The sequence below is a fragment of the Streptomyces anulatus genome, assembly GCF_014650675.1.
Lineage (GTDB): Bacteria > Actinomycetota > Actinomycetes > Streptomycetales > Streptomycetaceae > Streptomyces > Streptomyces anulatus.
Window position 1 is genome coordinate 121,868 of sequence record NZ_BMVK01000013.1, and the last position, 21,499, is coordinate 143,366.

General features: G+C 69.5%; 20 protein-coding genes and 1 tRNA gene. 11 read left to right on the forward strand and 10 right to left on the reverse strand.

Annotated elements, in window-relative coordinates:
• Window positions 1-144 precede the first annotated feature (144 nt).
• Window positions 145-615 carry a RidA family protein gene (locus IE272_RS27780; RefSeq protein WP_190008578.1) on the reverse strand — a complete coding sequence of 157 codons (471 nt, stop codon included), beginning with the start codon at window positions 613-615 and terminating at the stop codon, window positions 145-147.
• Window positions 615-773, reverse strand: a complete 159-nt coding sequence (gene sp36 / locus IE272_RS27785) for a Sp36 family protein (RefSeq protein ID WP_003967454.1) — start codon at window positions 771-773, stop codon at window positions 615-617. Before sp36 ends, IE272_RS27780 begins: the two co-directional genes overlap by 1 nt.
• A 72-nt stretch (window positions 774-845) precedes the next feature.
• On the opposite strand from sp36, the gene bagA reads away from it, so the two are divergent.
• Both bagA and bagB read left to right on the forward strand, forming a co-directional pair.
• A complete protein-coding gene (gene bagA, locus IE272_RS27790; protein ID WP_050362493.1) occupies window positions 846-1,820 on the forward strand; it encodes an ATPase BagA in 975 nt (324 codons plus the stop codon).
• Window positions 1,817-3,280 carry an ATPase BagB gene (gene bagB / locus IE272_RS27795; RefSeq protein WP_057664886.1) on the forward strand — a complete coding sequence of 488 codons (1,464 nt, stop codon included), beginning with the start codon at window positions 1,817-1,819 and terminating at the stop codon, window positions 3,278-3,280. Before bagA ends, bagB begins: the two co-directional genes overlap by 4 nt.
• A 199-nt stretch (window positions 3,281-3,479) precedes the next feature.
• Here the strand turns inward: bagB and IE272_RS27800 are convergent, their stop codons facing one another.
• Entirely contained in the window at window positions 3,480-3,830 is a 351-nt protein-coding gene (locus IE272_RS27800) for a WhiB family transcriptional regulator (RefSeq protein WP_006126397.1), read from the reverse strand.
• Window positions 3,831-4,476: 646 nt separating this feature from the next.
• On the opposite strand from IE272_RS27800, the gene IE272_RS27805 reads away from it, so the two are divergent.
• Complete coding sequence (locus IE272_RS27805) at window positions 4,477-6,726, forward strand: transglycosylase domain-containing protein (RefSeq protein WP_050362491.1); 2,250 nt, start codon at window positions 4,477-4,479, stop codon at window positions 6,724-6,726.
• Window positions 6,727-6,844: 118 nt separating this feature from the next.
• On the opposite strand, the gene IE272_RS27810 is transcribed toward IE272_RS27805, so the two are convergent.
• Window positions 6,845-7,309 (reverse strand): GatB/YqeY domain-containing protein, encoded by a 465-nt coding sequence (locus tag IE272_RS27810; protein ID WP_190008580.1) that lies wholly within the window; start codon window positions 7,307-7,309, stop codon window positions 6,845-6,847.
• Between the two features lie 99 nt (window positions 7,310-7,408).
• Here IE272_RS27810 and IE272_RS27815 point away from each other — a divergent pair, with 99 nt between their 5' ends.
• The 4 genes from IE272_RS27815 to IE272_RS27830 all read left to right on the forward strand — a co-directional run bounded on the left by IE272_RS27815 (window position 7,409) and on the right by IE272_RS27830 (window position 10,882).
• Window positions 7,409-8,347 carry a metallophosphoesterase gene (locus IE272_RS27815; protein WP_050362490.1) on the forward strand — a complete coding sequence of 313 codons (939 nt, stop codon included), beginning with the start codon at window positions 7,409-7,411 and terminating at the stop codon, window positions 8,345-8,347.
• Window positions 8,348-8,509: 162 nt separating this feature from the next.
• Window positions 8,510-9,277 carry a Pr6Pr family membrane protein gene (locus IE272_RS27820; protein WP_190008582.1) on the forward strand — a complete coding sequence of 256 codons (768 nt, stop codon included), beginning with the start codon at window positions 8,510-8,512 and terminating at the stop codon, window positions 9,275-9,277.
• A gap of 28 nt (window positions 9,278-9,305) precedes the next feature.
• A tRNA-Pro gene (locus IE272_RS27825) sits at window positions 9,306-9,379 on the forward strand.
• A 411-nt stretch (window positions 9,380-9,790) separates the two neighbouring features.
• Window positions 9,791-10,882, forward strand: coding sequence for an HNH endonuclease (locus IE272_RS27830; RefSeq protein WP_190008584.1), 1,092 nt, complete (start codon window positions 9,791-9,793; stop codon window positions 10,880-10,882).
• Window positions 10,883-10,908: 26 nt separating this feature from the next.
• Here the strand turns inward: IE272_RS27830 and IE272_RS27835 are convergent, their stop codons facing one another.
• From IE272_RS27835 to IE272_RS27840, 3 genes are all read right to left on the reverse strand, one after another.
• Window positions 10,909-12,414, reverse strand: a complete 1,506-nt coding sequence (locus IE272_RS27835; RefSeq protein WP_128862468.1) for a LacI family DNA-binding transcriptional regulator — start codon at window positions 12,412-12,414, stop codon at window positions 10,909-10,911.
• A gap of 32 nt (window positions 12,415-12,446) precedes the next feature.
• Complete coding sequence (locus tag IE272_RS38880) at window positions 12,447-12,821, reverse strand: helix-turn-helix domain-containing protein (protein ID WP_373304198.1); 375 nt, start codon at window positions 12,819-12,821, stop codon at window positions 12,447-12,449.
• A gap of 126 nt (window positions 12,822-12,947) precedes the next feature.
• Window positions 12,948-13,457, reverse strand: a complete 510-nt coding sequence (locus IE272_RS27840) for a helix-turn-helix domain-containing protein (protein WP_097241820.1) — start codon at window positions 13,455-13,457, stop codon at window positions 12,948-12,950.
• A 292-nt stretch (window positions 13,458-13,749) separates the two neighbouring features.
• On the opposite strand from IE272_RS27840, the gene IE272_RS27845 reads away from it, so the two are divergent.
• From IE272_RS27845 to IE272_RS27860, 4 genes are all read left to right on the forward strand, one after another.
• Window positions 13,750-15,027 (forward strand): DUF3631 domain-containing protein, encoded by a 1,278-nt coding sequence (locus IE272_RS27845; RefSeq protein ID WP_190008586.1) that lies wholly within the window; start codon window positions 13,750-13,752, stop codon window positions 15,025-15,027.
• 314 nt (window positions 15,028-15,341) lie between these two features.
• Window positions 15,342-16,313: a DUF2637 domain-containing protein gene (locus IE272_RS27850; RefSeq protein WP_268254207.1), complete on the forward strand. Its 972-nt coding sequence runs from the start codon at window positions 15,342-15,344 to the stop codon at window positions 16,311-16,313.
• 266 nt (window positions 16,314-16,579) lie between these two features.
• On the forward strand, window positions 16,580-17,011 hold the full coding sequence (locus tag IE272_RS27855) for a plasmid mobilization protein (protein WP_229897762.1): 432 nt from the start codon (window positions 16,580-16,582) through the stop codon (window positions 17,009-17,011).
• Window positions 17,012-17,015: 4 nt separating this feature from the next.
• A complete protein-coding gene (locus IE272_RS27860) occupies window positions 17,016-18,716 on the forward strand; it encodes a relaxase family protein (RefSeq protein ID WP_190008592.1) in 1,701 nt (566 codons plus the stop codon).
• A gap of 153 nt (window positions 18,717-18,869) precedes the next feature.
• On the opposite strand, the gene IE272_RS27865 is transcribed toward IE272_RS27860, so the two are convergent.
• Genes IE272_RS27865 through IE272_RS27875 form a run of 3 tightly spaced genes read right to left on the reverse strand, consistent with a single transcriptional unit; the run spans window position 18,870 to window position 21,389 of the window.
• A complete protein-coding gene (locus IE272_RS27865; protein ID WP_190008594.1) occupies window positions 18,870-19,664 on the reverse strand; it encodes a WbqC family protein in 795 nt (264 codons plus the stop codon).
• Window positions 19,606-20,274 (reverse strand): YdcF family protein, encoded by a 669-nt coding sequence (locus IE272_RS27870; protein WP_190008596.1) that lies wholly within the window; start codon window positions 20,272-20,274, stop codon window positions 19,606-19,608. The genes IE272_RS27865 and IE272_RS27870 overlap by 59 nt, the downstream gene beginning before the upstream one ends.
• A 14-nt stretch (window positions 20,275-20,288) precedes the next feature.
• Entirely contained in the window at window positions 20,289-21,389 is a 1,101-nt protein-coding gene (locus tag IE272_RS27875; protein WP_190008598.1) for a helix-turn-helix domain-containing protein, read from the reverse strand.
• Window positions 21,390-21,499: the final 110 nt, after the last annotated feature.

Genomic DNA, 21,499 nt, shown 5'->3' on the forward strand with positions numbered 1-21,499 from the left:
CTTCCCGATCGTCGCGGAGGCCCGACATGCCCCGTACACGCCGGGCGTGCCCCATACCCCCACGGCATACCCCGTACCCACACGACCGATCCCGCCCGGTCGAGGTGACCGGACGGGATCGAAAAGCGCGGGCGGAAGGGGACCTCAGGCGTCGTCGAGCTCCACCTGGACCTCGACCTCGACCGGTGCGTCCAGCGGCAGCACGGCGACGCCCACGGCGCTGCGGGCGTGCACGCCCTTGTCGCCGAGGACCGCGCCCAGCAGCTCGCTGGCGCCGTTGATCACGGCGGGCTGGCCGGTGAAGTCGGAGGCCGAGGCGACGAAGCCCACGACCTTCACGACGCGCTTGATCCGGTCCAGGTCGCCGGCGACCGACTTCACGGCGGCCAGCGCGTTGAGCGCGCAGGTCTTCACGAGCTCCTTCGCCTCGTCCGGCGTGACCTCGGCCCCGACCTTGCCCGTGACGGCGAGCTTGCCGTCCACCATCGGCAGCTGGCCCGAGGTGTACACGTACACCCCGGACTGCACGGCCGGCTGGTACGAGGCCAGCGGCGGCACGACGGCGGGCAGGGTCAGGCCGAGCTCGGCGAGGCGCGCCTCGACAGCGCCCGCCACTACGCCTTCTCCCGCTTCAGATAGGCCACGAGCTGCTCGGGGTTGTTCGGGCCGGGAACGACCTGGACCAGCTCCCAGCCGTCCTCGCCCCAGGTGTCCAGAATCTGCTTGGTCGCGTGCACGAGAAGGGGCACGGTCGCGTATTCCCACTTGGTCATGGGCCCGACTGTAACGCCTGGCACGTACGGTCCCGTGCGTAGGCCGGGGCCGGACTGGTTAGGCTCGAATACGTGAGCAGGTTCCAGGTCGTCAGCGGCAAGGGCGGCACCGGTAAGACCACGGTCGCCGCCGCCCTAGCGCTCGCCCTCGCGACCGAGGGCAGGCGCACCCTCCTCGTCGAGGTCGAGGGCAGGCAGGGCATCGCCCAGCTCTTCGGTTCCGACGCGCTCCCCTACGAGGAGCGCAAAATCGCCGTCGCGCCGGGCGGCGGCGAGGTGTACGCGCTGGCGATCGACGCCGAGCGCGCCCTCCTCGACTACCTCCAGATGTTCTACAAGCTCGGCAGCGCGGGCCGGGCACTGAAGAAGCTCGGCGCGATCGACTTCGCCACCACCATCGCGCCCGGCGTCCGGGACGTCCTGCTGACCGGCAAGGCGTGCGAAGCCGTACGCCGCAAGGACAAGCAGGGCCGGTTCGTCTACGACCACGTGATCATGGACGCCCCGCCGACCGGCCGGATCACCCGCTTCCTCAACGTCAACGACGAAGTCGCCGGGCTGGCCAGGATCGGACCCATATACAACCAGGCCCAGGCCGTGATGCGGGTCCTGAAGTCCCCGCAGACCGCGGTCCACCTGGTGACCCTCCTGGAGGAGATGCCGGTCCAGGAGACCGCGGACGGCATCGCCGAGCTGCGCGCCGCCGAACTGCCCGTGGGCAGCGTCTTCGTGAACATGGTCCGCCCGCACCTGCTCGACGAGGACGCCCTGCGCACCGCCGCGGGCGGCCGCCGCAAGGAGATCGCCAAAACGCTGACCCGGGCCGGGGTGACCGGTTCCGCGGCGCTCGTGCGGCCCCTGGTCGAGCAGGCGGCCGAGCACGCCGAGCGGGTCGGCCTGGAGCGGGAGCAGCGCGCGGTGCTGGCCGGTCTCGGGCTGCCGACGGCGGAACTGCCGCTGATCGGCGACGGGGTGGACCTCGCCGCGCTGCACGACCTGGCCACGGAGCTCCGTAAGCAGGGCGCGGGGGAGGAAGGGGACGCATGACAGCGGACACATCCGGTACGGATGCGGCCGAGGCGGGTCTGGACACGGACGCGCTGCTGGACGACCCGGGCATCCGGATCGTCGTGTGCTGCGGCTCCGGCGGGGTCGGCAAGACCACGACCGCCGCCGCCCTCGGCGTACGGGCCGCCGAGCGCGGCCGGAAGGTCGTCGTCCTCACCATCGACCCGGCCCGCCGGCTCGCCCAGTCCATGGGCATCGACCGGCTGGACAACGTGCCCAGACGGGTCGACGGCATCGACGGCGAGGGCGAACTGCACGCCATGATGCTGGACATGAAGCGGACCTTCGACGAGACCGTCGAAGCGCACGCGGACGCCGAACGGGCCAGGGCGATCCTGGAGAACCCCTTCTACCAGTCCCTGTCGGCCGGCTTCGCCGGTACGCAGGAGTACATGGCGATGGAGAAGCTCGGGCAGTTGCGGGCGCGCGACGAGTGGGACCTGATCATCGTCGACACCCCTCCCTCGCGCTCCGCGCTGGACTTCCTGGACGCGCCGAAGCGGCTCGGGTCGTTCCTCGACGGGAAGTTCATCCGGCTGCTGATGGCGCCCGCGAAGGTGGGCGGCCGGGCCGGAATGAAGTTCCTCAATGTCGGTATGTCGATGATGAGCGGAACGCTGGGCAAGCTGCTCGGAGGCCAGTTCCTGCGGGACGTCCAGACGTTCGTCGCCGCGATGGACACCATGTTCGGCGGCTTCCGCAGCCGCGCGGACGCCACGTACAAGCTGCTCCAGGCGCCCGGCACGGCCTTTCTCGTGGTGGCGACGCCGGAGCAGGACGCGCTGCGCGAGGCCGCGTATTTCGTGGAGCGGCTGGCCGCCGAGAAGATGCCGCTGGCCGGTCTGGTCCTCAACCGTGTGCACGGCAGCGAGGCTTCGCGGCTCTCCGCCGAGCAGGCGCTGGCCGCCGCAGAAAATCTTGGCGACGCCCGCATTGTGGATCAGAGGGCCGGGAAAGCTGGCCTTGGTGACCAGGAAGCCCCCGACCCAGCGGTCACCTCTTCCGGACCGACCGAGCCGCCCCTCTCCCCCGAGGCCGGGCAGGCGTCCGGCCCCGAGCCCGCAGCCGAGCACCAGGACACGACGGAGAACGAGCCGCCCCACGAGAACATCGCGACATCCGCGACCACCCCTGACCACGCAGCGAGCCCTGGCCGTGCGGCGAGCCCTGCGGACGCGGCCGGCCCTGCCGGCGCGACCGCCGACGAGGCCGTAGGCGTCGAGGAACTGACGGCGGGTCTGCTGCGTCTGCACGCCGAGCGCATGCAGGTCGTCGCCCGCGAGCATCGCACCCGCGACCGCTTCACCGCGCTGCACCCCGAGGTGCCGGTGACGGCCGTGGCGGCGCTGCCCGGTGACGTACACGACCTGGACGGCCTCCGGGCCATCGGCGACCGCCTGGCGGACGGTTCCGCGCCGGCCCCTGCCGGAGCGGCGTAGTCACGACCCGCCGGAGCGACGCCGGCACCGCGCGCCGGAGCGACGCGGACCCCACCGCCGGGGCAGCACGAGCACCATCCGGAGCGACGCGGCCCCGACCTGACGGCGCTGTGCCCCCGACCTGGTGGCACAGCGGCCGCGACCTGACGGCACAGCAGCCCTGACCTGGTGGCCCGGGCCGGCTCGGTGGTGCCGACGGCTACCCGACGGCCGCGTACGTCTCGTGCAGTTCCTCGTCCTCCAGCCCGATGACTCCGGGCAGAATGCCGGTGGACCGCTCGTATTCGCTGCGTGCGGTCTCCAGCAGTCGGCGCCAGGACGTGACGGTGGGCCGGCGCCGCAGCAGTGCGCGGCGTTCCCGCTCCGTCATTCCGCCCCACACGCCGAATTCGACGCGATTGTCGAGCGCATCGGCCAGGCACTCGGTCCGCACCGGACATCCGGTGCACACCGCCTTGGCCCTGTTCTGCGCTGCCCCTTGTACGAACAGTTCATCCGGATCGGTAGTGCGGCAGGCTGCCTGCGCACTCCAGTCGGTTACCCAGCCCATCCCGGCGCCGTCCTCTCCCGAATCGAGGCTCCCCCACGGCGGTAGCGGCATATTCACCGCTGCCAGTTGAGGACGTTACGGAAGGTGGGGACAGCACAACACCCCCTTCGGGCCCAATCTTGAATGGTCCGAACGGACTATGCGTATGCGGCAGATCACCCAGGGGAGTGAGCCGAGGACATGCGCGACTATCTCCGCGAAAAGGGGACAGTGCACTCAAGTTGCAAGGGACTTCTCGCGACATACGGGGCGATTTCGGGAGCGCCTCGATGGCTACGTGAAGGACAATGCGGTTGCTCATCCGCCGGGCGAAGAATGACCAGAAGATGCGCATGGGATTGCAGGGGGCTTGATACGGAACCGGACTGCTGTGACAGTTGAGAGCAGCTTAGGCCAAGGCCTGTCCGTCTGTCCGGCGAATGAGAACGTAGGGCGTAGGCGCCCCGCGTCCGCGCGCCCGTGCCGCGATGCGCGGCACGCTCCCGCCGGAAGACCGCGGCCGGTCCGCCCGACAGGCGTCCGGCACGCGGTCGGCAGGTGGTCGACAGGTGGTCGACCCGTCCGGATGTCACGGTCCGGTACCCGAACGCTCCGAGAGACCCCTGCTCCTGCGACACGTTCATCACTACGGATTAGGCTGCCCCCTATGCCAAAGAAGCGCTCGGGCGGGGGTCTCACCACGACCCAGCAGGCCGCCAAGTTCCTCGGTGTCGCCGCGCTCTCCGGAGCTGTCCTGGCAGGCATCGCGCTGCCCGCAGCCGGAGCGCTGGGGCTCGCCGCCAAGGGGACGGTCGAAGGATTCGACGAGATCCCCTCCAACCTCAAGACTCCACCGCTCAGTCAGCGGACCACGATCCAGGACCGTGACGGCGGCACCATCGCCACGGTGTACTCCCGCGACCGCACGGTGGTCCCGCTCAAGGACATCTCGCCGTACATGCAGGCCGCGATCATCGCGATCGAGGACTCCCGCTTCTACGAGCACGGCGCGGTCGACCTCAAGGGCATCCTCCGCGCGATGAACCGCAACGTGCAGGCGGGCGGGGCGGCGCAGGGCGCGTCGACCCTCACCCAGCAGTACGTGAAGAACGTCTTCGTCGAGGAGGCGGGCGACGACCCGGAGAAGGTCGCCGAGGCCACGCAGCAGACGCTCGGCCGCAAGGTCCGCGAGCTGAAGTACGCGATCCAGGTCGAGGAGGAGCTCGGCAAGAAGAAGATCCTGGAGAACTACCTCAACATCACGTTCTTCGGGCAGCAGGCGTACGGCGTCGAGGCCGCGTCCAAGCGCTACTTCTCCAAGCCGGCCAAGGACCTCAAGCTGGAGGAGGCGGCGCTGCTGGCCGGACTGGTCCAGTCGCCGAGCCGCTACGACCCGGTCAACGACCTCGAGGAAGCGACCAAGCGCCGCAACATCGTGCTGGCGCGGATGGCCGCGGTCAAGGACATCTCGCAGGCCGAGGCCGACAAGGCCATGGAGACGCCCATCAAGCTGAAGGTCTCCCGGCCGAAGAACGGCTGCATCACCGCCGTCAGCGGCTCCGGCTTCTTCTGCGACTACGTCCGCAAGACGATCCTCACCGACCCCGCCTTCGGCAAGACCGACGAGGACCGGGCCAAGCTCTGGAACCTCGGCGGTCTGACCATCCGGACCACGCTGGACCCGCGCGCCCAGAAGGCGGCCAACGAGGCCGCCACCGCGAGGGTCTACAAGGACGACAAGTTCGCGGCGTCCGTGGTGCAGGTCCAGCCGGGCAGCGGCAAGATCCTCTCCATGGGCCAGTCGCGCCCGTACGGCCTGGACCAGAAGCAGAACGAGACCGTGCTGAACCTCGCCGTCAGCAACAAGATGGGCGGCAGCACGTACGGCTTCCAGGTGGGCTCGACGTTCAAGCCGTTCACCGCGGCGGCGGCGCTGGAGAAGGGCATCACCCCGGCGACGACGTTCTCGACGGACTGGAAGATGACGCTCAAGGAGCGGGACTTCCGGAACTGCGCCGGCTCGCCGGCCGGTTACGCGGACTGGCCCCTGCAGAACGAGCTGGAGTCCGAAAAGGGCACCTGGGACATGACGAGCGCGCTCGGCAAGTCCATCAACACCTACTTCGCGCTGCTGGAGCAGAAGGCCGGCCTCTGCGAGACCGTGGAGATGGCCAAGAAGGTCGGCTACGAGCGGGGCGACGGCAAGAAGGTCGGCGAGTACCCCTCGATCACCCTCGGTGGTGAGGTCAGCACCCCGCTCTCCATGGCCGGCGCCTACGCCGCGTTCGCCAACCGGGGCACGTACTGCACGCCGATCGCCATCGAGTCCATCAAGGACCCGCAGGGCAAGAAGATCCCCGTGCCGAAGACGTCCTGCTCGCGGGCGATGAGCGAGAAGACCGCGGACACGATCAACCAGATGCTCAAGGGCGTCGTGGAGGACGGCACCGGTACGCAGGCCGGGCTCAGCGACCGTGACAACGCGGGCAAGACCGGTACGACCAACGACCGCAAGGACGCCTGGTTCGTCGGGTACACGCCGAACCTCTCCACCGCGGTGTGGGTCGGTGACGACGTCGGCGAGAAGAGCTCGATGTTCAACGTCACCATCGGCGGCCGCGTCTACGACAAGGTCTGCGGCGGCTGCCTGCCCGGGCCGATCTGGCGCATCGCGATGACCGGAGCGCTGGACGCGGCGGAGACTCCCGGGTTCAACCCGGTCGCCGTCCCCCGCGGCAAGGAGAAGGAAGACAAGGACAAGGAGAAGCGCGACCGGGACCGCGACCGCGGCGACGAGGACCGCGACGACGCCAAGCCCGGCGACCGGTTCCCCGGCATCGAACTCCCGGACGGCGTGATCGGCGGACCGGGCGGTGGCGGCGGACGGGGCCAGGACGGCGGACAGAACGGCCCCTGACCCGCACGAGTACCCGTACCCGCACTCGTACCTGTACTCGTAGTCGGATGACGGAAAAGGGTGGGCGCCCCGGTCCTGGACCGGGGCGCCCACCCTTTTCTTCTCCGCTCCGCGCGCCTCAGCCGGCGAGGAGCTTCTTCACCGCTCCGGCGACCCGGCCGCCCTCGGCGAGCCCGGCGACCTTCGGGTTGACGATCTTCATGACGGCGCCCATCGCACGCGGCCCCTCGGCCCCGGCGGCCTTCGCCTCCTCGACGGCGGACGCCACGATCGCGTTCAGCTCGTCGTCGGAGAGCTGCTTGGGCAGGTAGCTGTCGAGCAGCTCGCCCTCCGCCTTCTCCCGCTCGGCCTGCTCGGTCCGGCCGCCCTGGGCGAAGGCCTCGGCCGCCTCACGACGCTTCTTCGCCTCCTTGGCGATCACCTTCTGCACCTCGTCGTCGGAGAGCTCGCGCGCCGACTTGCCGCTGACCTCTTCCTTGGTGATCGCGGTGAGGGTGAGCCGAAGGGTGGACGAGGTCAGCTCGTCACGCGCCTTCATGGCCGTGTGGAGGTCTTCCTTGAGCTTGGACTTGAGCGTGGTCATGCCGCGATTGTGACAGGTGCGGGGCCGGAGCCGCCCGCAGGTTTTCCGGCCGCCCCACCGGTTTTCCGCTCATGGCACCGCTTCTGCGACGATGGGCGCATGCGCGCACGCTACGGAGTACCCCTGAAAGTCACGGCAGTCGGCGCGGCGGTCGGCGCCGCCGGACTCGCCTACGCCGCCGGATTCGAGGCCCGCTCGTTCCGCCTGCGACGGGTCACCGTCCCCGTACTCCCGCACGGGGCGCGCCCGTTGCGGGTGCTCCAGGTCTCCGACATCCACATGGTGAGCGGGCAGCGCAAGAAGCGCGCCTGGCTCCAGTCGCTCGCCGGACTGCGCCCCGACTTCGTCGTGAACACCGGCGACAACCTCTCCGACCCGGAGGCCGTGCCCGAGGTGCTCGACGCGCTCGGCCCGCTGATGGAGTTCCCGGGGGTGTACGTCTTCGGCTCCAACGACTACTACGGCCCCAAGCTCCGCAACCCCGCGCGCTACCTCCTGGAGAAGGCCCGGGGCAAGCACGGCCTCAACGGCAACGCCCCCGCGGTCGGCGTCGTCCACAACCCGTGGGAGCCGATGCGCGACGCCTTCGACGAGGCGGGCTGGCTGAACCTGTCGAACACGCGGGGCCGGCTCAAGCTCGACGGCCTGGAGCTGGCGTTCACCGGTCTGGACGACCCGCACATCAAGCGGGACCGTTACGCCGAGGTCCAGGGCGGCCCCACGAGCGGCGCCGACCTCTCCATCGGCGTGGTCCACGCCCCGTACCTGCGCTCCCTGGACGCCTTCACGGCCGACGGCTACCCCTTGATCCTGGCGGGCCACACGCACGGCGGACAGCTGTGCATCCCGTTCTACGGGGCGCTGGTCACCAACTGCGACCTGGACACCGACCGGGTCAAGGGCCTGTCCAGCCACACGGTGGGCGACCGGCGCGCCTACCTCCACGTCTCCGCGGGCTGCGGCACCAACCGCTACACCCCGGTCCGCTTCGCCTGCCCGCCCGAGGTCACCCTGCTGACACTGACGCCGAAGGCCTGAGCGGGGGCGCGGGGCGGTTCACCTTCCCGCTCGGCGGGGTAGGCGCGGCGGGCGCGGAACGGTTCACTCCCACGCACAGCGGGCGAGCTCGGGGCGGTCCGCCTTCACGCTCGGCGGGCGGACGAATCGCGGGGGTCTTCCCACCCGCTTACGGTACGAATCATGACCGCGCCCCGGGCCACACTGCTCCCCCGCCCCCGGGCGGCAGAGGTGCTCCCGGACCCCGCCGGGCCCCGCCGCCCCTGGGCCACGGCCCTGCGGGCGGCCGCGTGCGGGGCAGCGGTCGCGGGCCCGGCCATCGCCCTGTCGACCGGCTACGCGCCACCGACGCTGATCCACTTCACGGTCCTTGCGAACATCCTGGTCGCGGGTGCTCTCGGGTGGTCGGCCGTACGTTCCTGGCGGGGCGGCCCGCCACTGTCGCCGAGGCTGTCGGGTGGGGTGCTCCTGCTCGCCGCGGTCACCGGGCTGATGTACCACCTGGTGCTGGTGAACCACGGCTCCCCGGCGAGCGCCCTCCGGGGCGACCCGAACACCGGGGCCGGCTGGTCCACCACCGTGAGCCTCCTGCTCCACACGGTGACCCCCCTGGCCGTCGCCACGGACTGGCTCCTGCTGACCGCCCCCCGGACCCTGCGCGTGGCCCACATCCCGCTCTGGCTGTCCGCCCCCGCGGCCTACCTGGGCCTCACCCTGACCCGCGGAGCCCTGCTCTCCCCAGGCGCCCCGGCCCGCTACCCATACCCGTTCCTCGACGTCGACACGTACGGCTACGCCGGAGTCCTCACCCAGGCCCTCGCCCTCGGCCTCCTCTTCGCCGCCCTGGGCGTCCTGATCACCGCCGTCGACCACCTCCGGCCGAACGTGGCGGGGTGGTTCCAGCACCGGAGAAACCGGATTTCGCCTCCGGCCGCCGGTGGGCTAAAGTAATCGATGTCGCCGGGAGACCGGTGGACATCGGGGTGTAGCGCAGCTTGGCAGCGCGCTTCGTTCGGGACGAAGAGGTCGTGGGTTCAAATCCCGCCACCCCGACAGCTGAAACACCAGGTCAGGGGCCTGATCCACTTAGTGGATCAGGCCCCTGACTCGTTCCTGGAGATCGTTTGGGAGAAAACTGGGAGAAGATCTTGGTCGGCTTCTCCCAGCGGCCGATCGCCCGGCAAGGGAGGCACGCCTCCCACGTGTCCGCTCGCACCTGCGCGGTCGCGAACTTCAGTCGACCACTCGACCTGAGGACAGCCTGTCGACTACAGCCTCAGCAGCACCGACGACGCCGACAACAGCGCCTCTGAACGAGCGGGTCGCCCGTGCTCGGTCTGCGGCACGGTGATGGAATATTGGCGCCCGCGCAGCCAGAAGTACTGCTCCGATCCTTGCCGTAACTCGGCTGCCAAGAGGCAGCGGGTCGAACGCCCGAAGGACGCGCCGAAGGTGCGGCGCCCGATGCAGACGCTCACACCGGGGACGCCTCCGGTGCCCGACCCCGCCAGGACCCGCAAGGTTCCTGGTGATCCTTACTGGAACCCCATCCTCGCGGCTGCGGAACGTGCCACGGGCGGCGAACCTTGCCGGATCTGCGGAGTGCCCGTGCCAAAGAGCGCGCACTGGGAGCACCGCGATCGGCACGTCTGCTCGGGTCGGTGCAACACCACTCTCAAGCGGCGCACGAGGACGCGGATCGCGAAGGGTGAGATCGACTTGGCCGCCATACCTGATCGAGGTGACCGATCCTCCGCCGATGCCGACCAGCGTGTCCGGTTCGCGGCTGCACGGGAACCGCAGGTCTTCGGCACCAGGGCGGCCGACGACGACTTCCCCTACGCGTTCTACGGGCTGAGCCCCATCGAAGGCGATGTCATCGAGCGGCACGACTCCGTCACGGCGTACGCCACCGCAACGTCCCTGGGCGCTGACGAGATCGTCGCGCTGGTCCGGGCAAACTCCGAACCCCACGCAGAGCCGATGGTCGCGATCCACCAGCAGACCGGCGCGCTTCTGGCCTACACGGACCGCATCCTGTGGTGGACCAAGGTGCCCGGCCAAGAACACCCCCTCGTCCAGCAGACTTCGTTCGAGGGAGACGACGGCCGGCAGTGGCACTGGCAGAACGAGATCTTCCGTGACGTGTACGAAGGCGCGAAGACCTACGACTGGGAAGCCTGGGTCTGCGTCGCCGAACCGACACCCACCCTCTGGACTCCGGCATATGCCGCCCGCTCGGAAAAGCAGCGGCGCTCCACCCGGGCCCGCAACAGCTACCAGGCCCGCATGCGCGGCTATGGCACTCTCAACGCAGGCGCTGATCAGGTGGACCCGGTCGACATCTACGATCGCGATCAATGGGTATGCAAGCTGTGCCACCGCGCCATGAACCCTTCCGCTGAGTGGCCCGACCCGTGGTCCGCCACCCTCGACCACATCCAGCCGGTCGCGGAGAGCGGCGCGCACACAGCCGAGAACCTGCAGGCAGCCCATTGGATCTGCAACATCCGCAAGGGAGACACCTGGGGACCTGGCGAGGCCCAGCCCTCCTAGGGAGGGCTGGGCCTGCCTCTGCCTCCTCAGCCGCCACCCTGCAGGAGCCGGTCCAGCGCAGATACCGGGGAACGCGGGTGCAGAGCACACCTGGCGGCGAGTGCCGCCTCCCACTGCTCGGTGAGGCCGAGCATGAGGCGTCGGCGCATTCCAGGCGTGACGTGGGCGTAGCGCGCGGAGACCGAGCCGTCGATGTGGCCCATGCGCTCGTCCATGAGGACCTTCTCCGTGCCGAGGTCCTCCATCATCGTCCTGTGCGTGTGGCGCAGGCCGTGCGGCGTGAGGCCCTTCGCGATCGGTAGCCAGCAGGCGTCAGCCCGAGCGGCTGCCCCTCGGCCTCGGGCTGGGATGCCGGGCCACGGGTCGCCGAGGATCGGCACCGGGCGGGCCTCCTGGGGCGCCTTCTTCGGGTACCAGCCGGAGGACGCCGGGGTGAAAAGCCAGGTGGCGAAGCCGTTTCGGCGCCAGTGAGCAGCATGCGCAGACGTAGCACCGCCACGTACGAACCCGAGCTCTGCGATGGCGAGCTCGACTCGTATGCGGGTCTCCTCGCGTACACGGTCGGGATGGTTGAGGACGTTCGAGACCGTGCCTGTGGAGACTTCGGCACGGCGGGCGACATCGCCGAGCTTCGCGCCCTGGTGTCCGCCGGTACGCGCCACACCCTGGCCCCGGAAGACGTACGTCCTGCCGTGGCAGGGGCAGGGCATCGGCTTCGTGCGGGCAATGTGGTTGAAGACCAGGGCCGACAACCAGTCCGTCGAGTCGATGTCGCGGTAGCTGTCATCCTTGGGCGGGCAGCGCACCAGCTCGCCGGTGTCGAGTTCGTACAGCTGCCACTCAACCCGGATAGCGTTTCGCCGGACGAACACCGTTTCCAAGCCGACGATTTCACCCCAGCGCTTGCCGGTGTAGCCCTTGAGGACCGTGGCGACGAACTCGTCGTCGCGTCCGGACAGTAGGGCGGCCCGCTCTGCAGTGAGCAGGATGCCGAGTGCGTCGGTGACGACCTTCTCCGGGCCGCGGTCACGGGAACGGCCGGCTCGCTTGCCTCGCCCGCGCCGACGGGCCGCCGGGTTGGACGTGAGCAGACCCTCGTCGATCGCGTCCTCGAAGATCAGGTGGAGTGTCGAGCGCCAGGTCTTGACGCTGGAGGCCGCGTACTCGGCCCGCTCCTTCTTCTCCCATGCGTCGACGTCCGTGCGCAGGATGCCCGCGAGCGCCTTGTCCTCGAAGTCGGGGAGCAGGTGCTCCTCGATGTGGCGCTTGTAGTTCTGCATGGTCGAGGCGGCCAGGTCCTGGCCGGCGTACCAGCGGCTGGCGTATGCGCCGAAGGTCTCGTGACCAAGGCCCGGGTCGCGCCACTCACCGCGCCGAACGGTCACCTCTTCCGCGTCTGCAGCCTGCTTGGCCTCGCGCTTGGTAGCGAACTTGACCACGACGCCCGTGGAATCGGCGACGGTGCCGTACTTGCCGTCCTCGATCTTGTAGCGGCCGCGCCAGTAGCCGCCACGCTTTTCTGCGTAACCCACAGATTTCTCTCCCTTCTGCTGTGTGGGGTGCGTTAAGCAGCGGTGCCGTACTGGGGCTTGGTCGTCCGGCGTGGCGGCCGGGCCTTGAGGCGGACGGTGGGCACGGTCGTATCGGGCTGCTGCCGAGCGCGAGGCTTCCGGGGCGGCGCAGGGGTACCAGGGCGCTGCGGAGTCCGGACCGGACGCTCTTCGTGCATGCGGATGATCTCCGCGAGGTGGTCGTCCGAGAAGCGGTACGCGCGGCCGACGCGGGTGAACGGGATGAGTCGCCGACGAGCACGGTCTTTGACCCACCAGGCGGAGCAGCCGAGTACGGCGGCGACCTCCTCGGGGGCATAGAGGCGCGGCAGGGCGGCCTCGGCATGCGAAGTCAGTGCGGAGGCAGGGGCTATCGCGGGTTGGCGCAAGGGATGGGTCCTCTTCTGGCGGGTATGGGGCGCGGCAACGCCGACCCGCCGGTCGATCGCTAGGGATGAGGTTGGACTGCCCGTACTGGGGGTTTGCGGTCCCAGTACGGGAGAGGGAGCAGGGGGCTATACCTCGTCAGCAGGCTCGACGTCTCCGCCATGCGGAGGGCCGTGCATCTTCAGCATGGTCCTGCTGGCCTCCTCCGCCATGGCGTTGGAGACCATCACGTCGGCTTCCTCGCGGATATCGGGATACTCGGCGAGGTAGGCGTCGAGGGCGTCGCGCGCCTCGGTGAAAGCCAAATTGGCTCTCTGGGTCGCGCGGAACGCGTCAATGATCTCGTCGATGAGCTCCATGGCGCGGGCCTTGGCGGCCAGCTGCGGGGGGCCGACGAGGTTGCGCAGGTCGAGGCCGAAGACCTCGGCGAAGCCGATGGTCTCGTCGAGGTTGATGCGGCGCTTGCCGTTTTCGATCCGCCAGACCGCGGACGGATTCATCTCGAAGCCGGCCTCGTTCATGCGGTCGGACAGGGCGTTGGTGCTCCAGCCGCGCGCCTCGCGTTCCAGTTTGATGCGCACAGCGACGTTGCCCTCACCGCTGAGTAGTACGCCCTGCGGCGGGTCTTCATCCGCCATGGCCGCCCCCTTCCGTACGTAGCACTCCCCTGCCATTTGCAAGGACCCCCTAACAGTAACATGCTTACTGCGAGATGCAGAACACTTCTGCGATCCGCAATTGATATGGCATAGTGGTGGTCCCACCCGATCAACCCGAGGAGCCCGCACGACCGCACGTGACATGAAAGAAGCCCCCGGCGATGCAGGGGGCTCAAGCGCAAACCTCTCAACCGCCATCCCTAGCGATCAACCTGCGGAGACCGGGATTGCCGTCCCATATGGCCCGCAAGCAGAGGAGCTGATGCCAAGTATGACCGATCCCCAGCCGAATACGCCATCCCGTCCCAACGGCTCCGGCACCTCGTGGCCTCCAGTCGCCGTGCCCGGCCAACCGGCCGGCCCCGTTGCGCCTTCGCCAGAGGAGGACAGCGACGACTGCCCCTCGCCACCGCCGCTGTCCGAAGGAGCGCAAATCCTGGATGCCCTTCGAGCGCAGGTAAAGCGGTACGTGGCGATGCCGAGCGAGGAGGCCGTCACGGCGGTGGCCTTGTGGGTCGCGGCGACGCATCTGCAGCGCGCTTGGCAGCACGCGCCGCGCCTGGCGATCGTCGCGCCGGAGAAGCGTTGCGGCAAGTCCAGGCTGCTGGACGTGGTGACCGAGACCGTGCACAACCGCCTGATCACGGTCAACGCCAGCGCAGCGGCGATCTTCCGTTCGATCGACGGGGACGACCCGCCGACTCTCCTGGTAGACGAGGCCGACACCATGTTCAGTACCACCAAGGCCGCAGAGAAGAACGAGGAGGTCCGCGGCCTCATCAACGCGGGGCACCAGCGTGGTCGGCCCACTCTGCGAGTATCCGGGCCCGAGCACCAGGTGCAGGAGTTCCCCACCTTCGCCATGGCCGCGCTCGCCGGGATCGGTGACCTGCCGGACACGATCATGGACCGGGCGGTGGTGATCCGGATGCGCCGCCGCGCGGCAGGGGAGAAGGTGGCGTCCTTCCGCACCAACCGGGACACCCCTGCCCTGAACGAGATCCGCGACCGCCTGCACGCCTGGCTGCAACCCTTGTACGAGCAGGCGATGGCCACGGAGCCCCCCATGCCGGTCGAGGACCGCGCGGCAGACACCTGGGAACCGCTGGTCATCATCGCCGACCTCGCCGGGGGCGACTGGCCCGCGCTCGCCCGCACCGCCTGCCGAACCATGACCGACTACGAGGCCGGTCAGGACGAGGAGGGCGGTCTACGCACCCGCCTCCTGGTCGGGATCCGCCGCGCCTTCGCCGCTGTGGGCGACCCGGCCGTGCTGAGCACGAAGCATCTGCTGGAATCCCTGAACGCGGATCGGGAAGCTCCCTGGGCCGAGTACGGCGCCAACGGGCTGACTCCACGGGGACTGCAGCTGCTCCTGAAGCCGTACGGCATCGGCTCAGCCAACCGCCGCTTCCCCGACGGCACCCAGGCCAAGGGCTTCGCGCGGAACCAATTCCTCGACACCTGGGCCCGCTACTGCCCCGAGCCCAGGGCTGTGGCCGAGGAAGCCCGGCCGGCGGATGAGCCGCTGCCCGACACCGCAGCCTGACCCGACTCCACTCGCATCACTCGTCCCCGCGCAGGTCAGCGCGGGGACGAGTGGGAGAGCCGCAACGAGTCGAGTCGACATCACCACGCCACCCGTACCTGTCCTGACCAGGCACGCGACGAGTGGTACGAGACATCACACCTCACGGCGGCCACCCCCTGCCCTCCCCTGCGCCAAGGCCGCCGCCCCCGAGCCCACCTGGAGTACCCCGCTTGTTTGCCCGCATCACCGCCCTCCTCGGCCGAAGCGATTCGCATCGGCATCACCCTGCTACTGCTCCACGAGATGCTCGCCGGACAGGCGCACGTACCACCCTGGTCCTCGGGCTGGTAGCCGTGGTCCTCATGGCCTTTCGGGTCTCGTGGAACGCACTGTCCGACGTGGCCCGCACCATCGGCGCGGACACCACCGCCGCCCTGCTCTACCCGATCGTGGTCGACGGCCTTATGGCCCTCGCACTGGTCGCCACGCTCGTGCTCACGGGTGCGGACCGGAAGTTCGCGCTCCGGGTCCTTGCGACCTACACGCTCGCCAGCCTCCTGCTGAACTACGTGCACGGCCTCATGCCGACCCTGCACACCGAGTCGACGCGGTGGGGCCGACTGGCCGACTGGGACCCCGCGAACTGGGCCCTCGTGCTGCTGGCCACCTCGCTCCCGGTCGGGTCGATCTACTTCGGATCGGACCTCGTGGCAAAGGTGCTGCACCACAACCCCGAGTCGGCCGACTCTGCCGAAATGGCCTCTGCCCAGCCGGCCGGCCGTCCAGCCATCGAGTCGGACGGCGAACGAGCCGACGTGCACGCCACTGACCAGCCCAAATCCGGCCCGGCGCAGGTACCCGAGCCGACTCCCACGAAGGTCGTGGAGGGGCTCGTGACAGGGCCGACTGAGGCCGACACCTCGGCCACCTCTAGCCGATCACGGCAGTCGGCCGCCGTGTCGGCGTCGACCGGGGCTTCGCCGCGTCGGGCGGCCGGTCGGGGTCGAGCCACCGCCAAGTCGACCGCCGACCGCCCCCGCACCGACGCCGAAGTCCTAGACGAGGCACGGCTCCTGACCGCCGACTGGAGTGACGACCGACTGACAGCCATGCGTCTGCGTAGCGCACTGGAGATCGGCCAGAAGCGAGCCCGCATCGTGCGTGACCAGCTGAGGGCCGAGCGCACCACCAACGCCGAGCCCGTCACGTACGGCGGCGTCGAGGGCGAGCCTCTCGGCGGACTCGACGATGCCGACCAACAGCAGGAACAGCACCCAGCTACAGCCCTTTCCGGCGCCGCCTGATCTCTGCGCTTGCCCCGTGCCCTCCTGTGCCGACGAGCACGAGGACACGGGCCCAGCGATCACTCCGCTCCCAGCCACCCTCGGAGAACCAGCCCGTGCACGACCAGCGTCACGAACTCCCATCCCAACAGCAGGAGATGACCACCGACCCCGACAGCGCAGCAAGTTGTCGGGTAAGGAGTCCTTACCCGGCCTCCGCCCCACGGGAGGCGGAGGCGTCCGGCGCCGAGGCGGCACCGGAGTCGGCCGGCCTGGGGAGGCCGACCGTGATCGGGACCAGCAAGCAGTCGTCGACCCCGCCATCTAAGCCCACGCATCGCCGCCGCCTGCGCGACAAGCAGCTGCGCGAGCGCCGCGTCCACCCGCGCTACAACGAAGACGAGTTCACCCTCGTGAAGAACGCCGCCGCTCTGAGCCACATGGCGCTCGGCGGCTACGTGGCTGAGTGCTCGCTCGCCGCCGCCCGCGCCGAGGATCCCACCGCCTCAGTAGCCGACTACCGCACCATGATCAAGGCGCTCATGGCCGCCAACGGCCAGCTCGGGAAGATCGGCAACAACCTCAATCAGCTCACCTGGCACCTCCACAAGGACGGCTCCTGGCCCCACCCCGCCGCCGTCCAACGTCTCCTCGACCGCATCGACGCGTCCGTCGCCGCACTGGACACCGCCATTGCCCAGGTAACCGAGGGGCGGTGAGCGGGTGATACCGAAGATCATCCTCAGCTCTGGCCCGAAGGCCACCAGCCGTACGATCGGCTACCTCTTCGGCAAGGGCCGCGCCAACGAACACGTCGACCCGCACCTCGTGGCCTCCTGGAACGGCTTCGCCCCTGACCCCGGCCGCAGTCCCCACCGCGATCCGAAGGACGCGATGGCCCAGCTCGTCGCGCAGCTCGACCAGCCCGTGCGGATGCTCGGCGACAAAGCGCCCAGGGACACCGTGTGGCACTGTCCCGTCCGCACCGCTCCCGAGGACCCGATCCTCACCGACGCCCAGTGGGCCGACATCGCCCGCCGCATCGTGGCCGCCGCGGGCATCGCACCCGCCGGGGACGACGAAGCCTGCCGATGGGTGGCCGTCCGCCACGCCGACGACCACATCCACATCGCCGCGACCCTCGTACGCCAGGACGGCCGGCGTCCCGAGCGCGGCTACGACCAGCGTGCCGTCCAGCGCGAGGCCCGCAAGATCGAGGTCGACTACGGTCTCAGGCGGTTGAAACAGGGCGACGGCACCGGCGCCAAGCGCCACAGCAGCAAGGAGCACTTCAAGGCCAAGCGTCTGGGCCAGGACGCCACCTCCCGAGATCTTCTACGCCTACGGGTTCGCCGGGCCGTCGCGGCGGCATCCGACGAGGCCGAGTTTTTCGCCCTGCTGGAGGCGACGGGCGTGACCGTGCGCCTCAAGCTCGGTCCCTCCGGCGACGCGCTCGGCTGCAACTTCGCTCTGCCCGAGGACACCAACGACAAGGGCGAGCCAGTTTTCTACGCCGGCTCCACCCTCGCCCCCGACCTGTCCCTGCCCAAGGTCCGCAAGAGCTTCGCCGTCACTAGCTCTGCGCCGGTCGCTGCCCGACCGGGTGACCCGTGGCATCAGGCGACAGCCGCCGCCGAACGCATCCCCCACCACCTCATACGCGGCGACGATCCGACCGCCCAGGGGCAGCTGGTCGCGCTCGGCACAACACTGGACATCCTGGCGATCACCGCGCCTACCGCAGTGAGGGCTGAACTCGGCAAGGCCGCCCTCGCTTTCGAGCGCGCCACCCGCTCCCGCATCGCCGCCGACCTGGACAGCACCCGCGTCCTGCGTCGCAGTGTCCAAGCGATCTTGCGCGAGAGGCCCGCAAACCGCGACGGGGCCACGTTCACCATGCTTGTGGACACCGTGCTCACGGCGGTGGCGTTCGCGATGCACTGGCATCGCACGCGCCGACACGCCCAGCAAGAGGCAGCAGCCGAGCAGGCTCTCGTCCATCTGCAGATCGCGTACGGGCAGATCGCCGAGCCGGTCCTGGCGGGCCTCGCACGACGTGCCCCCAGCCTCCAGATGCAGCAGCGCTTCGCCCGCCACCTCCAGCAGGCGGCCCCTGATCACGCCGAGCGCATCCTGAACGACCCTGCCTGGGACGCGCTCACCACCGTGCTCGCCGAAGCGGAAGCCGCCGGGCACAACGCGGCCACCGTTCTGGACCAGGCACTCGGCCAACGCCCGTTGGATGACGCCCACAGCCCCACCCGTGCCCTGACCTGGCGTGTCCGCCGCCTCGCCGAGCGTCATGCCCCCAGTCCTCGGGCCCAGGCGGCCAAGGCCCGTAGTGCGGCACAAGCGCACAGCGCTCCAGTCATTCCAGCGGGCGTCGCTGCACCTCAACCGCGGTCACCGTCGCACCGGCGCTGACCAAAGAGCGAGCGGAACATGGCCGACGGTCCCCGGTTTCCGATGCCGGGATCATCCGGAGTATTTGCGCCTCAACCCCTAGCTCCGGACGAAACCCATGTATGGCTCAGATCCAAGTCGGCTGGGTGTTTCGTGGTCGAGGAGACATCGTGGTCAAGCTGCGGGCTGCAGGACGGCTTGGTCGGCGGCGAGCGCCCGGAGGCGGGCAGCCATAGCGTCCGGCCCGAGCGCGGCGAGGGCCCACAGAGCACTGATACGGCGGCCGGAGGCCCAGATATTGCAGGGCGGGGGCCGAAACGGTGTCACGTCGATGCCCTGGACGGCGAAGGGGGTCTGGTCGAGATATCCCATGCCGCCGGTCCCGCACAGATACGAGCGGGCTCCGGTTGCGGCTGCGAGGTCCGCAAGCCGCTGGGACCGGCCCGGCCGGGAGGGCAGTCGGCTGCTGGTGAGGATCTTGCCCTTCCAGCCGAGCAGGTCCAGCAGTACGCGGGTGGAGGTCTCGGCGGCGGCAGCGGTCCGGCCGGTGGTGAAGGCATCCAGCACCGGGTCCAGAGCCTGGGCGAGGGCGGGCCAGTGCGGGCTGGCGCCATAGTGCTGCCGGAGCATCCCCGCGGTCCGGCGGCGGGTCCGCTCCGGCTCGGCGATTGCCGCGTCCCTGATGAGGGTCGAACGTCCCTGGGGCAGGTGAGTGGGGAGAGTGAGCCACTGGTGGCGGGCCGGGTCGCCGAGGTCGGCGAGGCGGGCTCGATGCTGGTAGTCGCGGCGGGTGAACTGCACGTCGTCCAGGACGATCCAGTAGTCCGCCGCGAACAGCTTGGCCAGCGTGGTCAGCCGAGGCAGGAAATTCGGCTGGTGAACGGCACACAGCCCGCCCGGCTGGGGCAGGTCACGAGGTGATGAGGCGGCTGGTGAAGCCGTCGTGGATGAGAAATTCGTACGCGGCATGCACGTCCTCCGGGACCTCCTGCTCGATGGCGAAACCGAGCTTCGGATACTCGATCACCCGCTGGAGGTCACCGACGAGCATGTCCAGGACGAGCTTCTCGTCGCCGATGGACTTCACGTAATCGTCGAACTCCAGCGGCTCCGACGCGCAGAGGATCTCGACGTCGGGCCACAGCTTGCGGGCGGTCGCGAACGACCGCCGTTCCATGTAGGGCTTGGAGACCAGCAGCACCGTCGTCGGGGTGATGCCGGCGGCGGCGAGGACCTCCCGGGAGAAGGTGATGTTCTGTCCCGTGTTGCCGGCGTTCGGTTCCAGCAGGATCGCCTCGGCGGGGACGCCGAGGTCGATGGCGTGCTCGCGGAAGTGGACGGCCTCGCCGCGCGGGAAGACCTGGGCGGTGGTCGGGCTGTTGCCGCCGGTGAACACCAGGGTCGGAAAGAGCCCGGCCTGATACAGCTCGGCGGAGTGGGCAGCGACACCGAGGTCGTGGCTGCCCAGCCCGATCGCCACATTGACGGGCCGCAGCTCGTGCTGCATCTGGTGGTAGTCCCAGATCAGCTTGGCTTGGCGCCACTGGTCCTCGGTGATGCTCTGCTGGTTGTCGCTCACGCGCTTCTCCCTGGTCACCGTTGCCGGGGGCCGGTCGGCCCCTCGCTCATGGCCTTGATGCCCTCGATACTGCGCAGTTGGTGCACGAGTCCGTACTGCGCGGCCACCTTGGCGGCCTGGTCGAGGACGAGGTGTCCATCATCCCGGGTCGCCATGTCGGAGAGCAGGATGTGGCCATGAGCGGTGTCCAGTCGCACGCGTTGCATCGGTGATTCGGTGGTCCCGCAGTGGCGGGCGATGTCGATGAAATGTAGGGCCTGGGTGAGGTCGCCGGCGCCGCGGGCGGCGAGGGCAAGCTTTTGGTGGGCCACCGACCAGTCGTCGGGTTCCTGGAGGTCTTCGAAGTCGCGGGTCGCGGCCTGCATGACGCGGCTCGCATATTCGTGGTTGCCGTCCTTGCTCAGCGCGGTACCCACCCACAGCCTCGCGCGGGCCCGGTCACGCCGCGATAGCCGGTCGTCGACGGCGAGGGTTTCGTAGTTGCGGGCGGCGCTCTCCAGCTCCCCGGACATCTCGGTGACCACCGCGAGAGACAGGTCGAGCTGGGCGACCCGGCGGGGGATGTCGAGCTGGGTGAAGACGGATCGGGCGCCTGCGTAGGAGTGCTGGGCCGACAACGGGCCCAGGACGACGCCCTGGTCGCGCTTGAGGTCGCCGAGCAGGGCGGTCGAACGGGCGAACAGATACAGGCCCTTCTCGTCCAGCTCGGGGGCCTTGAACCGGCCCAGCCACCGCGCAAGGAGGCTGTCGGCGAAGGTGAAGTTCTGCCGGGACAGGGCGACCACGACCCGGTCGAGGTCGTCGGCCCACGACTCGTACTCCCAGGCCCGGGGGCCGAAGGCGGCAATACGTCGCCGAGCGGAGGTCAAGGGGCTGGTCATCTCGGACAGGAGCGTCTCGAAGCGCAGGTGGACGGCGGCGTCCGCGCGGCCAAGCGCGGTGTCGAGGATGGCCTGGGTGTCGGGTCTGGGCTCGGTGCCGGTGAGTTTGGACTCCCACTTGGAGACCGTCGCGACGGCCAGGCCGAGCTGCTGGGCGAAGGCCCGCACGCTCAGTCGCAGGGCGAGACGCAGGGCCTTGGCCTCCAGGCCGGTCCACTGGTGCACGGTCGCCACACGTCGCTCCCTTCCGCCAGCCATCGAAGCACGCTCCGTGCAGTCGGCGGGACGGAAGTGGAACGGAAGTAGAACGGGCAGTGATTGGCCCGGGGTTGGCGGGCAGCCAC

Excerpts from the sequence above, each read along its gene's own strand:
- bagB (WP_057664886.1), top strand. The coding sequence starts at position 1,817 with ATGACAGCGGACACATCCGGTACGGATGCGGCCGAGGCGGGTCTGGAC.
- IE272_RS27845 (WP_190008586.1), top strand. The coding sequence starts at position 13,750 with ATGACCGATCCCCAGCCGAATACGCCATCCCGTCCCAACGGCTCCGGC.
- IE272_RS27815 (WP_050362490.1), top strand. The coding sequence starts at position 7,409 with ATGCGCGCACGCTACGGAGTACCCCTGAAAGTCACGGCAGTCGGCGCG.
- IE272_RS27820 (WP_190008582.1), top strand. The coding sequence starts at position 8,510 with ATGACCGCGCCCCGGGCCACACTGCTCCCCCGCCCCCGGGCGGCAGAG.
- IE272_RS27800 (WP_006126397.1), bottom strand. The coding sequence starts at position 3,830 with ATGGGCTGGGTAACCGACTGGAGTGCGCAGGCAGCCTGCCGCACTACC.
- IE272_RS27810 (WP_190008580.1), bottom strand. The coding sequence starts at position 7,309 with ATGACCACGCTCAAGTCCAAGCTCAAGGAAGACCTCCACACGGCCATG.
- IE272_RS27840 (WP_097241820.1), bottom strand. The coding sequence starts at position 13,457 with ATGGCGGATGAAGACCCGCCGCAGGGCGTACTACTCAGCGGTGAGGGC.
- IE272_RS27865 (WP_190008594.1), bottom strand. The coding sequence starts at position 19,664 with ATGCCGCGTACGAATTTCTCATCCACGACGGCTTCACCAGCCGCCTCA.
- IE272_RS27805 (WP_050362491.1), top strand. The coding sequence starts at position 4,477 with ATGCCAAAGAAGCGCTCGGGCGGGGGTCTCACCACGACCCAGCAGGCC.
- sp36 (WP_003967454.1), bottom strand. The coding sequence starts at position 773 with ATGACCAAGTGGGAATACGCGACCGTGCCCCTTCTCGTGCACGCGACC.
- IE272_RS27830 (WP_190008584.1), top strand. The coding sequence starts at position 9,791 with ATGCAGACGCTCACACCGGGGACGCCTCCGGTGCCCGACCCCGCCAGG.